This window comes from Clostridium sp. (genome assembly GCF_050717545.1).
Taxonomy (GTDB): domain Bacteria; phylum Bacillota; class Clostridia; order Clostridiales; family Clostridiaceae; genus Clostridium_AD.
In genome coordinates this window covers 44072-59405 of record NZ_JBOITN010000032.1, presented here as the reverse complement: position 1 = coordinate 59405, position 15334 = coordinate 44072, and the positions used below count along the sequence as shown (strand labels likewise).

Below are 15334 nucleotides of genomic sequence, written 5' to 3'. Positions count from 1 at the left end.
AAATTCATTAGTATTTTCTATGGCATTCTTTATGATAATCGGGATCATTACATTTATTCCCGCATTTTGTAAATATGGTAGCACATGCATAACCTGTAATTTGTATTATTGGTTGTAATACATTCAATAATACTTCATTTGAATTTGGTGCTTGGAAACGGGTTGGATCTTGAGGATTAAGTGTGAAATTTCCCGATCCTAAATTTTGAATAGTCCCTGTTGCATTGCTTACAATTGTTGCTGAGAATACAGCAGTAACCGTATCACCTGGATTTAATGGGCTAAAAGACCAAGTAACCACACCATTAGTGCTGCCACCACTATGAATTAACGTTCCTACTGGAACAGATACAGCACCGACAAATGATAAGCCATTTGATAAAACATCTGTAATGATTACATTATAAACAGGGTTAGCTCCATTATTAGTAACAGTTAAGCTATACTCTACGGTCTGATTTGGATTCCCACTTATAGGCATATCAGTAAAACTATCTTCCCTAGATACATTTCTCTGAAGTTTAGTTATTTGAATTGAACTATCAGTAACATTTACCTGCGCCGTAGCACTCTGAGGTTCGGCAGGTGTGTTTGGGTCTATAAACCAACTTACATTACTTACATTAATTTGTGTTTCAATAAGTGTTATAGGATCAACATTTGCAGAGACTATAATAGCTTCAAAAGTATATACAAAAATCACTGCTCCAGAAGTAGCATCTACAAATGGGATTACAGGGAAAGTTATTAATTGCCCGTCAACGGAATCAGGGATTACAGGCACACCATTTAATGTAGCATTATCGTTGTATTGTTGCTCTAGATCAAGGGTATCAAAAAGCTGAACATTATACGCTAAAGTGCCACTTGGAATTGTTAGCGTAACTGTATAAGTTACCACATCCCCTATAACCGCATTGTTTATATTAGAACTTTTCGTAATCTGTATATGAGGGTAATTCTGTCGTACTTCATTTGTATCAGTAGGACCAAACTGGATTGGAGTTGTTATATTACTATCATAAACATAGGTCGCAATATTTGTATCAAACCCTCCTGCTCCAACTCCCGGAAGTACTTGTATATCAAATTCCAATTGATATACAGTATTCGGTGGTATAACATCAATCACCCATGTAACAGTTCTGGTAAGGGCATTGTAAGTTACAGTTCCCGCTGAAATGTGTTCTATTCCTACAAACTGATAAAAAGGTCCAAGCACATCTGTTATAACTACATTATAAGCAGGTGAAGCCCCTGAACTTGTTGCTTCCAGTTGAAACCTTACTATATCCCCAGTATTAACTGAAATTGGTATTGTCGTGAATCCTGTCCTCAGAGTAACATTACTTTGAGCTTTTATTACAGACAATGATGGATTATTTACTGTAATATCCAAGGTTGCTGTTAAGGGTGTTCCTGGAGTACCTTGAGGGTCTGTTTCATAGTTAATAATAGCATTATCACTCTGAATCTGTGTATATGGTGGTGACGTATTGCCTGTTACTACCCTTGCATCAAAAGTGAACTCAAGTGTTACTTCTCCAGCTGTTGCATCAATAATTGGTAATGCTGGGAAAGTAATAGTTTGCCCAACTTGCGAAGGGATCACTGGATTTCCACCTATAAATGCATTCCCTAAATAATTCTGATCAGGAGGCAAAATATCTGAAACTACAACATTATAGGCTATTGTTCCATTTGGCACAATTACTGATAACGTATAGGTTATAATATCTCCTAGCTCCACATTACTACTAGAAACTGTCTTAGTAAATTGGATTGGAGGCAAATCTGCTAAAACTGTATTTGAAGTTTTAGGTCCATACTCAATTTCTGGTGGTGGATTTTCGGCATCAAACACTGCTGTAAAGAAATTTGGAATTGTGCTTTCAGAACCTCCACCAGGTAAAACCAAAGCTGTTACTATAGCATTGTAAGTTGTTAATATAGGAATAGAGCTTATTGCCCATTCCAAGTTGTTCCCTGTTATTAATGAAGCACCAACACTATTAGTAACTGAAATTATTTGCAAAAGTGGATTAAAGGTATCATTAACCACTACATTAAATACAGTGTTTGGTCCGGGATTTGTAACTGATAGCTTATAGTATATTAAACTACCCACTGAGGTCTCAATTGGGGTTTGAACATATGGGCCTGCTATATTATTACTCTGAGTTTTAACAAGAGTAATATCACTATCTGTAACATAGACTGTGGCATTACTACTCTTAGGTGTTCCTGGATTGAGCCCCGCAGGATCTAATGTCAAGCTAACTGTTGCAGTATCAACTTGAGCCTGCTGAGGGCCTGCAGCTATACTATTAACAGTTGCAGAGAAAGTATAGAGCACTATTACTGCAGCTGCAGTCGCGTCAATTATTGGGATTATTGGTGTTACCAAAGGACTTGTTGTTACTGGGACCGTGAGAACACCATCTACTCTTAAACTTCCAGGGTTATAAGTCTGTTCTGGAGGGAATGTGTCTGTAATTTTAACATTATATGCGATATTTCCTAAAGGAACAGTCACTGCCACGGTGTAACTTACGATATCACCAATAAACACAGCATTTTTATCTACACTTTTTATAATCTCAAGATTATTGAAGTTAAATGCAACCTCATTGGATAATGCTGGTCCCAATGTAGTAGGATTGGTATCAAGGGTATCAAATAAGGTTGAAGTTTGATCAAATACAGCGCTGCCCGGTGCCGGGCCTACGTTTACTGTAACCTGGAACACAAGACTCTCCGACGTTCCTGCAATAATCGGACCAGGGTTAATTGTCCAATTAACATTGGGTCCAGGAGGGGTTACCACTCCTGCAGATACACTTGTCAAACTAAGATAACTTAAAGACGGGTCTAAAGTATCTGTAGTAACTACATTATATGCATCTCCTGCTCCATCATTTGTAAGTGTTATTCTGTATTCTACTACATCTAAAGCAGCTATACCTAAAAGAGGAGCCGTTGTAAAACTACCTCCAGTAGTTACATTTCTCTGCTCTTTTAATGCAACAATATGAGGTGTACGTATTTCTACGTGATTAAAATCACTTACAGTTGCACTAGGTCCAAGTGGCGTAATATCCCATACTACATCTGCCATATTGCGTTGCGTTTGAGTATATGGCGGTACTGTAGTAGCGCTTATTACAGTGGTATCAAAGGTATAAATTAAAGCTAATGGTCCAACCCTTGAAGGTAGATTATCTGTATAAATCAATTGGTTTGGTGATGCTACAAGTACACCTAATGGTAGTGGTACTCCACCAAATGTTCCTGGTACATAATTTTGCCCAGCTGGTATAACGTCTGTAAATGTTAAATTGTTTACAGCTACGCCACTTGGAATTGTTACTGTTAGAGTATAGCTTATTGTGCTTCCTAAAGCTGCTACGCTAGTATTAGCCGTTTTCGCAAATGCAATTAAAGGCACATCTATAATAACCTGATTTGAATTTTGGTTATAAATTATTGGATTTACATCATTAGAATCATAGGTAGAAGTTGCACTATCTGGTATGCTGTCACCAGCACCTATTCCGTTATTTATACTTATTTGAAATTCATAAACTGCATTTGAACCATTATTTAATTGAGGTATATTCCAAGCTAATGTTCCACCAGGACCTGGTAATGGAGGTGTAACTGTGCCTGCAGTAGGTCCAGATATTCCCCCTATAAAAGTTATTTTACTGCTGAGTATATCAGTTAAATTGATATTAAAAGCAGGAGAAGCTCCATTTGAGGTTATTGTAAATCTGTAATAAATAATATCTCCTGGAAAGCCTACAATATTTGAGGTTGTATAACTTCCACCAGTACTTACATTCCTTTGCTCTTTTAATATAGTAATATTAGGAGTCCTTGCAGTAACATTAGCAGTAGACGTCCTATTTACTCGATTACCAACGGGTGTTCGTCCCCAGTTAATATTTGCTGTATCCGTTTGAGTCTCCTGAAAAGGTGCGCTTTGTGTAGCACTAGTTATTCTTGCAATAAATGTGTAGGTAAGCGTCCTTGTACCTAAGCTTGCATCTATATTAGGGTTAGTTGGAAAAGTGATAATCTGTCCTACTACGGTAGGCACTACTCCTACTATTGGGCCTACTCCATCTTGCCTTGTTGCCGGTCCTATATATGTCTGACCAACCGGTAATATATCTGTTAATATAGGTGTATAGGCTATAGTTCCATTAGGCACGGTAAAGACTATTGTATAGGTGATATTATCCCCAATTTCTCCTTGAGTAGGCGATGCGGTCTTTAAAATTGTTATAGCTTGAGCTACGAGCTGAACTGTATTTGTGATTGCTGGCCCATAACTTACACCAAAGCCGTTATTATTTGTGTTATATATAAACGATGCATTATCTGGAATTCGCCCATCAGCACCTACTCCAGTAAGTGTAGTTACATTAAACGTAATAGTATCACTAGCTCCTGCAGCAATAACAGGTATATTCCAGGTAATAGTACTGGCTAGTGCAGAGGCTGATCCATTGGTTGTGATAATAGAACCTGCATTAAAGGATAAAAGTGGATTTAGTATATCTGTTATAACTGAGTTAAATGCTGATTCAGCTCCAGTATTTGTTACCGTAATTCTATACTGAATAACATCCCCCACATTATAGTTCACGTTTGTTGTTGTAAAAGCTCCTCCACTTGTAACATTTCTTTGCTCTTTCCTACCAATAAGGTTAGGTGTTCTTACTTGAAGGATTGCTGAAATATTAAATGGCACGGCTGGAGTTCCTACATTATCAATGTCCCATGCTACAGTTGCATTATCAGTTTGATTATCAATAAATGGTGTAACATTAGTCCCATTTACAACTCTAACATCAAAAGAATAAATTATAGTCACAGCATCAGCTGTTGCATCAACAAAAGGAATAGTTGGAAAAGTTACTAATCCTCCAACAACCGTTGGTACTATTGGTAGTCCATCCTTAGTTGCATTGCCTATAAAATTTTGAGTAGCTATAGGAAAATTATCAGTTACTTTCACATTAAAAGCAGTAGTTCCAAGAGGAATTTTTACCTGGAGTATATAAGTAACTATATCCCCTATTTTTGCTAAAATAGGTGCTACAAGCTTTGTCATAGTAATTCCTAAAGCTTTTAAAGTTGCTGAAGTCGTAAATGGTGCTCCTGGAAACTGGTAGGATCTATCTGGCTGTGAATATGGTCTTTGAAGCACTGCATTATTAATATAGCTTTGTCCGCTAACAACAGTTGGTGATACTAAAACAGTATAGTTTAAAGTTAAACTCTCGCCAGGAGCAAGTTTATTAATTGTCATGGATACATTTTGCCCAGTAAATATAGGAGTGGTATGGGTTCCTGTACCTGTAACACTATAGGTCCCTGTATAAATAAGTCCTGTAGGTATTACATCTGTAAAATCCATCTCAAAGGCGTCTGTTACATTCCCAGTCAAGTTTTGTGGATTAGAAATTGTAACGGAATAGGTGTAATTTTCACCCGCCTTTATAGCGTTTACATTTGGTCCAGTAACAGTTTTAGCAAAGGTTATATTAGGCTGACCAAATTTCACCTCTACTTGATCTCGACTGCTATATGCAAACCCTTGTGTATTTATACCTGCAAGTTTTGCAAGGTTATTATTTACTCCTACAAAATCAATATTGGCTACTGAAATAATAAAATCAGCAGTCCACAAGGTGTTACCAGGCACTGTTCCTAAAAACCATCTTAGTCCATTTGGGGCCACAGTAACAGGTGCAAATGAAGTTCCAAGGGTTCCACCATAAGTTACAGGAAGTGCAGCGGTTAAAGGTCCCATATTCGGTGGTGCATATTCATCTACTTGGATATCTCGTTGCTCTGCAGTTATTCCTACAGCACTATAAGTGATTCTAAATTCCACCCCATCTCCGGGAGCAACTACATCGCTTGTTTTAGGGGTTCCGTCTTTATAAAAATAGTTTATTATTTCCTTTTTAATACTTGAAACTGCTATTCCTAAACTTGCACTAGAACTATCAGGCGTAGGTGTTATAGTTGTCTGATTTATTCCATTAATAATAACATCGTTACTTAATCCATCTGCAGCAACTACTGGACCACCTAAAAAGTAATTGGTGCTTGTTGTAGTATTAAAAGTAATACTTCCTGTTGTACCTGTAGTTAAGAGGCCTAAGTTCCAGGTTAAGGTTGTTGTTCCATCAATATTTCTTGGTGGATTAGGATTAACTGGTAATAAAGATGCAGAGCCTACATTATACTCCTGACCATCACTTATCGTATCTGTGATAATAACATTTCCTACATTATCATATTGATTCACTCTATAAGTCAATGTATAATTATTGGTTACAGCAACATCTGTAACAGGTGACGGTTCTGCACTTTTATCTATTGTTATATCCATAGCACTAGTCACAGTTATCCCCTGAACTGGTCCAGATAATCCAGTTAATGTAGCAGTATTTTGCATTGGTGCCATATGGGGAATTTTCCCGCCGCTGTTCTCAGTACAACCTACTGTATAGTTATCCCAAATCGCTGCATCAAATACGATTGTATTTTCGCTAAATGGTGACAATTCCACAGTTCCCCAGTCTATGGTTACGAAATCTTGACATCCTGGACCGGCTGATGGAATAGTTACTGTAGGCGATGAAAGTGCAACACTGTCTGGTCCAGTTACCAAAAGAGCATTAAGGTATCTCACTCCATTTGGAAGGTCATCAATTAAAGTTACTGTGGATGGCTCGCGGCTGTTATTCTCAATTGTTAAAGTATATTGGTATGGCCAAAGAGGTGCAGTAATAGGACTTAAAAGTCCAGCTCCTTTTGGAATTTTCCCTGGAGCAGCTTTTGTAAGAGTGTATCTAAGTGGTATAAATGTAGATGAATCAAATTTATTTATTTCAACATTTCCAGGATCATCATTTCCTCTTGGAAGGGTATCTACCGTTCCTATAAGGTCAACGCTTGTCAAAGGGACATCAAAAGGAACTGGTAATCCAGTAGCCCTAAAGAATTCATCCGCTTTTAGTACGACACCAAGCTGGTATCCAATCTCATTGGGTGCCAAATCTTTTATATTTATCCAAGTAAGAATAAGCGTGCCGCCTGGTCCATCTACAATTGATGTTGGAGGTATAGCGCCACCATCATAAGAAACCCCATCAGGCACCGTAAGTGTTGCTTTCAGGTTATAACCTCTCTCAGTGAGGCTTGTATTCGAAAAAGATAAATTAACATTGCCAGTAAATCCCACCGTCACACTTATTGGCGAGGGTGATATACTTGCGTTAAAATCAGCAGGAGTTATTGCCATAAAAAACACTTCCTTAGGTTTATTATAAAAGTTACAGTATATAGTATTCTTGTGAAGTTAAATCAGTGCTTGTATAAGCTTTATATAAGATGCAAAAATAGAATAAATAAATCTCTTTTAAAATTTACTAAAGTGTGATATATTATTATCAATATAATATGGAGGTGAGTGAGGCTACGATTTTAGCACCAAAGAGTATGATTGTTAGCCCCGAATTACTATTTTTTGTTTTGTTGTGATGAAAACGATTCCTACTAACTACTATTTGAGAATCTAGGTTGTGTAAATACGAAAATACTGGAGTGATTAAAGCATTTTAAAGTATTTAATTAGAAAGGAGAAAAACGTTCACTCTAATGTATTTTACAAAATAATAAAATGTAGAAAGGATGTAATAGCAATGAAACAAAAACAAACAAATCGTTGGATAGTACTGATAGCAAGTATTTTTATGAATTTATGTATTGGTTCAGCATATGCATGGAGTGTATTTCAAAAACCTTTAATAGAAATGTTTGGATGGCAAACTACACAAGCATCTCTTACGTTTACTATTAACCTATGTTTAGTACCTTTTGCAATGATTGTAGCTGGAAGAATTCAGGATAAAAGGGGACCAAAGAAGGTAACATTAGTAGGCGGATTAATTTTTGGAGCAGGAGTAATATTATCAGGATTTACAAGTTCATTAACTGTTCTTTATCTAACTTATGGAGTATTAGGGGGATTAGGAATAGGTACAGTTTATGGATGCACAATTGCAAACACTGTAAAGTGGTTTCCTGATAAACGGGGACTAGCTGGAGGATTAGTTGCAGCAGGTTTTGGTTCTGGAGCAGTTTTATTTGCGCCATTGTCTGTTTCTTTAATTGAAAATTTTGGAGTGCTTTCCACATTTAAAATTTTAGGATTTGTTTTTATGTTATGTATTGTTGCATGTTCATTTGCAATGAAGGCCCCCGAAGCAGGATGGAAGCCAGAAGGCTGGGTGCCAAAGGTATTAAGTCCAACTGCAATTGCAACAGTAACTGTTGATATGACCCCTGGTCAAATGGTGAAAGATGTAAAGTTTTATGTTTTATGGATTATGTATACAATCGGATGTATCTCAGGACTAATGATTATAGGTCATGCTTCTCCCATAGCTCAAGAGAAAATCGGGCTAACACCTCAAGTAGCAGCAGTAATAGTAAGTGTATTAGCATTTGCGAACAGCGGTGGTAGAATATTCTGGGGATCGGTTTCTGATAAAATTGGAAGATATAACGCGATCTTAGGTATGTATATTTTAAGTAGTGGAATGCTTATCTTATTGTCTGGAGCAAAAACAACTGGTGTATTTGTAGTAGCTGTGTGTGGTATAGCATTAAGTTTCGGAGGATTTTTGGGTATATTTCCATCAGTAACAGCGGATAATTTTGGGTCTAAAAATATAGGTGTAAATTATGGAGTGATGTTTACTGCATTTGGTTTGGCAGCGTTTGTTGGGCCTAGACTTGCAGCTATGGTGAAAGAGGCAAGTGGTGGAGAATATGGAACAGCGTTCTTAATAGTTGCTATTATGAATATTGCAGGTATTATTTTTACATTTGTTATTAAAAAACTATTAAAGAAACAAAGTCAATTAAATCAAGCTAGTATATAACTTATACTCCTAATAATGTATTATAAAAACCCTATATTTAATTTTAGGGTTTTTTTTACTTGTACTTCATTTCAGTGGTTATTGATTATATGTATAGAAATATAAGTATTAGGATATGTTTATATTATGGTATATATTTTATAAAATGTATAAACAATATATTTAAATTTATTTTAATGGGGTTTGAAAATGGATAATAGTAAATGTAATAGCACACCACGTAGGAAAAGAGCATATGTAAGTTTAACTGGTACAACAACCATTCATTTAAGAAATCCCTATATAGTTGCGTGCTGGGCTGCGGCTTTTCCAGGATTAGGTCATCTTCTTTTATCAAAATATTTAAGAGGATTTCTTTTATTTTTATGGGAGGTATTTATAAATTATAGCGCACACATTAACCTTGCAATTTTATATTCCTTAACAGGTAAAATTGATATGGCGAAAGATATAATTGATATTAATTATGCATTACTTTATATTCCAACATATATTTTTGCTATTTATGACAGTTATCAATCTACAGTTGATTTAAATAATAATTTTATCTTAGCAGCGAGGGAGGATGCAGTAATTGTACCCTTTCACATAGGAGCATTAGAAATTAATTTCTTAGATAAAAGGACGCCATGGGTAGCTGCTGTATGGTCATTAATTAGCCCTGGATCAGGCCAACTCTATATTCATAGAATTGTCGTAGCGGCTTTTATATATATTTGGGTAATAGTTGTAGTATATCTTTCCAAACTACTTCCAGCAATTCAGTATTCATTATTGGGTCAATTTGCTATGGCTAAGTCTGTTGTCGATTGGCAATGGTTATTAAATATTCCTTCTATTTATGTGTATGCAATGTATGATGCCTATACGAATTGCGTAGAAGGAAATAATTTGTATGATTGGGAGCAATCTAAATTTCTTAGAATAAATTATCAAAGCAAAAGCTTTCATATGCCAGATAAAGAGAGAGGAAATAAAGGTGATAACATGTATATAATATCTACATTTGATTATTCAGTAAATCTGGAATTAGCACTTACTTCACTACAAATGAAAGGCGTAGAAAAAGAAAATATATTTGTTGTTCCAGTAGACAAATCAAATGAAAAAATAAATCTTATTGATTCTATCCATCATTCTGATAGCGTAAGTTTATTGGATTTGGCTGCAGTACTAGGTGCGATATTTATGATTTTTGGAAGTGTATATGGTTTTGTTCTAAAGTGGGGGCCTGTATGGTGGGGACTAATTGGTTTGTTATTTGGTTTTAGTACAGGTTTTGCAATAAAGTTAATTGTTCTAAAAAAGTATTTAAATAGAAGGGAAAGTAAGAAAGAACCAGAGGTTGTTGTTATAATTGATTGTAAAGGAATCAAAGCAGAAATGGTGACAGATACACTTTGGTCAAATCATGCACTTGGTGTTGGTAAATCAGACCATATCAACATATAACTTATATTACTATTATCAATCACATTGCTACGGGAGGGATTAACTATGAACAGAGATTATATATTGGAAATTATTGGATGGATTATAATAATAGGCTTGTTATTCAAGTTTATCCCTAAAAACAAAATTCGAGAAGCACTTGTTGCATTTCACTTCAAACAAGTTATTACATGGGTACTTGGTTTAACTGTAGTGCAATATAAACTTATAGAATATCCAGTTAGGCTTTTTCCATATGCCAATAAATCAAGTTTTACCTTTGAATATTTTATATATCCTTCTCTTTGTGCAATGTTCAATGTTAACTATCCCCAAGAGAAAAAAGCCTTTGGTCAGTTTATGTACTATTGCTATTACTGTACTGCAATTACAATTGTAGAAATATACGTAGAAAAATATACAAATATTTTAAAATACATACATTGGACTTGGTATATAACCTGGATTACACTTTTTATTACTTCTTACTGTACTAGAACATATTTTGTATGGTTCTTTAAAATAAAAGCTAAAATAGAATAGGTGTGTTAATATATTAATATTCTGAAAGTAACACTATATCAATTCAGCTACTAGTTACTTTCACTTTGGGGCACTCTTAAAGTTACCTGTTCTTCATCCTTAGCTTCGCCTTCAACTTGATTATTAATAATTGAATTTACAAACTTTTCTCCATATGGGATACAAAATTGTATAAATGGACCTATTAATAATGCTGGTATTATTGTACCTATACCAAATACTCCGCCGAGTGCAAAGCCCATTATTACAAAGCTAATATCTAATACCATACGAATCCAACGATATTGTAAATTAGTTTTATCTTTTATAATAAATGGTATAATATCATTAGGTGCAACACCTAGATTACTGGCTGCAAGTATAGAAAATCCAATTGAAATTAAAATACAGCCTAATATAACTAAAAGTATTTTTATACCAATATTTAAAGATTCAATTGGAAAAAATGAAACAGCCTTTACTCCAAGGTCAATAATGGGTCCTACTCCGACTACGCATATTATTGTTCCTATTTTAATGCGCTTTCTTTCAACTAAAAGTATTATGCAAAACAATATAAATAAAATAATCATATTAGCATTTCCAGGTGTTCTATTTAATGAAAATGCTAATCCTTGAGTAAATATAGTAAATGGATCAGAACCAATATTAGTTTTTAGAAACAAAGCTACTCCAATCTGTATTATACTCATCCCTATAAAAAATAGAATTATTCTTTTAATTAGATTTAGTTTTTTAGTCATTTTCTTCATCCTTTTTTTCATATTTTATAATTGCTTAATGTGCGTTTATGTTATATGTTACTTCATTTGATTTCGTTTACTTTCAATTATGTTCATATTAATACAAATATATCATGTTGTCAACTTAATATTACAAAGTGGACAAGTTCTGTACTTTTTCTGTATAATTATATATAGAAGTTATTTTATAGTTCATATTTACAAAAGGGAGTTGTAGGTAACATGAATTTATCAACTATTTTTTTAATACTTATGTATATAATTAATACTATATATGTTTTATCACTAATTTTTGTAAAACGAAGTGACACGAGGGTTATATTCGCATGGCTATTAGTATTCTATTTTTTACCTTATGTGGGTTTTATTCTTTATTTCTTTATTGGTAGTAATTATAGAATGCGTGTTATGTCAAAAAAATATGGTATGAGTGAAATAGAAGAAAAGTACAGTAAAGTACTTGAAAAACAAATTGATGACATTGATGTTGATAAAATACATTTTACAGAAGAGGAAACTCGAAAATATAGAGATTTGATAACAATGAACTCAAAAAATACAATGTGCTATTTTACTCAAAATAATGATGTAGAACTTTTAATAAATGCACAAGAAAATTTTTCTCGAATATTTGAAGATATTAAAAATGCAACTAAGAGTATTGAAGTAATGTATTATATCTTTAATGCACGAGATAGTATTGGTAAAGAATTTATCAGTCTTTTAATAGAAAAGGCAAGTCAGCGAGTAAAAGTAACGTTAATATATGACACCATTGGTTCTTTACATACTTATATGCGTGATTTTAAGAAGCTTAAAGAAGCTGGTGCTCATGTATACAGATTTTTGCCATCAATGTTAAAAAGCTTTTTATTTATCAATTACAGGCTGCATAGAAAACTAGTTATTGTGGATGGTAAAATTGCTCATACTGGTGGGATTAATGTGGGAGACGAATATTTTGGCCTGAAAAAGATAAATAAACCATGGAGAGATACAACAATACGTTTGACTGGATACAGTGTACTTTCGCTTCAAACAAGGTTTTGGTCTGATTTGGTATTTTTGCAAAATCAAAGTTTTGGAAAGAAAAATAGAGCTAAATTTATGTTTGATGAAAAGTTATTAAAAAGTTTTTATAGTCCCATTGAAGAAGGGACTATAGGAGTACAAATACTTTCAAGTGGTCCTAGTAGTCGAAATGACTCTATAAAAGATGGTTATGTTAAAATGATTACTAGCGCAAAAAAATATTTATATATTCAGACACCATATTTTATTCCGGATAAAACTATATTGGAATCTCTTAGGGTCGCTGCAGAATGTGGTGTTGATGTGAGAATCATGCTTCCAGGAGTACCAGATAAAAAATCTATTTATGCAGTTTCTTTATTAAATGTGGCTAAACTCTTAAAGGTTGGTGTAAAGGTATATCTGCACTCAGGTTTTCTTCATGCAAAAACACTTGTTATAGATGATCATGTTTCAACAGTAGGGACTGCAAACATTGATATTAGAAGTTTTAGTCTTAATTATGAGGTCAATGCATTTATATATAATAATGAATTTGCAATTAAATGCAGGGATATATTTTTAAATGATATAAAAGACTGTACAATATTCGATATGGAAACTTATTCTAAGAGAGGGTTATGGAAGAAAATTTATGAATCTATTTGGCAGTTTATTGCACCAATTGCTTAAAATATAGGATATGTTATCATTTAACGCTACCATTTGCTTATATATTAGTAGACGTATTAGGTGGCAATAGTAGTTTGTTAAAGCAAGGAATGCTTTATAATATGGTAGTATAATGAAAACATTATTATTAAGGGAGGTGTGTAATGACTACTGTATCAATTTTTTTAAAAAGGAGTATTGAACATTTTAAAAATTTAAAACTAAGGAATAAAATAGCTTTAGCTACAACATTATTGATTTCAGTGTCAACAGCAAGTACATTATTCTTTCTGTACATACAATCTAAGGATATAGTGTTACAAAAAAGCTATAATGAAACACATGAGATAACTGTACAGCTAGTAAAGTATTATGATGAAAAACTTACTAAAATAATTAACTTAACTCAAGGTATTTTTCAAGATCAAGCTTTTAAGTTGTCATTAAATAATATATTATGGAATCCAAATCACAGCTATGCAATAGAATCAACCACCATGCAAAGTCTATTCCAGCAAACTAGGTTAAAAGATACATTTGTGGATTCTATTTTTCTGTATACTACCAACGGTGTATTTCATGAAAATAATAACAAGGTAAGAACAGGATTTGATTTTACTAAATCTAATCTTTATAAAGGTTATCAAATAAATCACATTATTTCCTGGCAATCTGGTTGTCATGATGTTGTTTTTGATAACAATTCCGACGTAATACCTGTTGTATTAGGTACAACAATAGATGGAGTTTATGATAAGGCAGTACTGGTACTTAATTTAAAAGAAAATGCGTTTAAAGCAAGCTTAGAAGACATTAGTTCAAATAATAAAGGAAGTATATTTTTACTTAATACTGATGGAAGCGTTGTCACATCTGTTGATGCTAAGGACTATGCACCATTATTAAAAGATAAAAATTTTCTGTACAAACTAAATAATAGTAGCGGGTATTTTAAGTATAATTATAATAACCAAAAGCTTTATGTAAACTATGCCGTTGTAGCAATAAATGGATGGAAAACCATAATGGTTCAGCCAGAATCGGAACTACTTAAAGATGTGAATAGTTTGCAGATAACAATTTTATTAATTGGGTTATTTACCATAAGTTTTGCAGGAATGATGTCAATACGTGTGGCATCAACTATAACAAAACCTATTTATAGATTGAGGAATACTATTTTAAAAGTTCAGAGTGGGGAATTAGATTCCAGATTTAAAAACAACTATTCAGATGAAATAGGGCAACTTGGAGAAAGTTTTAATGGAATGTTAGACGAGATACAATCTTTAATAAAGGATCTTGGACTTGAACGTGAAAAGACTAAAGAAGAACAAAAGCAAAAATCTAAAGCAGAAATAAGAGCGCTTCAAGCGCAAATAAATCCTCACTTTCTATATAATACTTTAGACTCAATATATTGGAAGTCAAAGCTAGGAGAAAATCAAGAGGTAAGTGAAATGATAATTTCATTGTCTAAGCTCTTAAGAATTGGGTTAAGCAAGGGTCGAGATAAGATTCAAGTTGAAAGCGAGATTGAACATGTAAGAAATTATTTATATTTGGAAAGTAACATGTATAAGGGAAAATTTGATTATGTAATTAATATACAAGGGGACATATCTAGATACTATATCGTAAAGACTATCCTTCAGCCATTTGTGGAAAATTCGTTGCTTCATGGATTCAATGATATTGACTATAGGGGAAATATAATTATAGATGTGAAAGTGAGGGAAAATAATATTATCCTAGTGGTTAAGGATAATGGGCGAGGAATGAATATTGAAGTTATTAGGAAATCTTTACAAGACAACGTAACTGAATCAGAGGGATATGCGTTAAAAAATGTATATCAGAGATTAAAGCTAAATTATGGAGAAGAATGTAGCATTAATCTTAGAAGTGAGCCTTTTAAAGAAACTTCAGTTGAAATAATAATACCTGCGGAGGAAATATAGT

General features: G+C 33.7%; 7 protein-coding genes. 5 read left to right on the top strand and 2 right to left on the bottom strand.

The features are described 5' to 3' along the window. Positions 1-7: 7 nt before the first annotated feature. The gene (locus tag ACREVX_RS09650) at positions 8-7327 is read right to left on the bottom strand and encodes an isopeptide-forming domain-containing fimbrial protein (RefSeq protein ID WP_431543977.1); all 7320 of its coding nucleotides are present in this window, start codon (positions 7325-7327) and stop codon (positions 8-10) included. A gap of 400 nt (positions 7328-7727) precedes the next feature. Here ACREVX_RS09650 and ACREVX_RS09645 point away from each other — a divergent pair, with 400 nt between their 5' ends. The 3 genes from ACREVX_RS09645 to ACREVX_RS09635 all read left to right on the top strand — a co-directional run bounded on the left by ACREVX_RS09645 (position 7728) and on the right by ACREVX_RS09635 (position 10946). Then, positions 7728-8972 (top strand): L-lactate MFS transporter, encoded by a 1245-nt coding sequence (locus ACREVX_RS09645; RefSeq protein WP_431543976.1) that lies wholly within the window; start codon positions 7728-7730, stop codon positions 8970-8972. A gap of 189 nt (positions 8973-9161) precedes the next feature. After that, on the top strand, positions 9162-10424 hold the full coding sequence (locus tag ACREVX_RS09640) for a hypothetical protein (RefSeq protein ID WP_431543975.1): 1263 nt from the start codon (positions 9162-9164) through the stop codon (positions 10422-10424). Between the two features lie 45 nt (positions 10425-10469). Further along, the gene (locus ACREVX_RS09635; RefSeq protein WP_431543974.1) at positions 10470-10946 is read left to right on the top strand and encodes a CBO0543 family protein; all 477 of its coding nucleotides are present in this window, start codon (positions 10470-10472) and stop codon (positions 10944-10946) included. A gap of 50 nt (positions 10947-10996) precedes the next feature. Here ACREVX_RS09635 and ACREVX_RS09630 read toward each other — a convergent pair whose 3' ends face one another. Continuing rightward, positions 10997-11689 carry a YczE/YyaS/YitT family protein gene (locus tag ACREVX_RS09630; RefSeq protein ID WP_431543973.1) on the bottom strand — a complete coding sequence of 231 codons (693 nt, stop codon included), beginning with the start codon at positions 11687-11689 and terminating at the stop codon, positions 10997-10999. 222 nt (positions 11690-11911) lie between these two features. Here ACREVX_RS09630 and cls point away from each other — a divergent pair, with 222 nt between their 5' ends. Both cls and ACREVX_RS09620 read left to right on the top strand, forming a co-directional pair. Then, positions 11912-13393 carry a cardiolipin synthase gene (cls, locus tag ACREVX_RS09625; protein ID WP_431543972.1) on the top strand — a complete coding sequence of 494 codons (1482 nt, stop codon included), beginning with the start codon at positions 11912-11914 and terminating at the stop codon, positions 13391-13393. 143 nt (positions 13394-13536) lie between these two features. Further along, positions 13537-15333, top strand: a complete 1797-nt coding sequence (locus tag ACREVX_RS09620) for a sensor histidine kinase (protein ID WP_431543971.1) — start codon at positions 13537-13539, stop codon at positions 15331-15333. Position 15334: the final 1 nt, after the last annotated feature.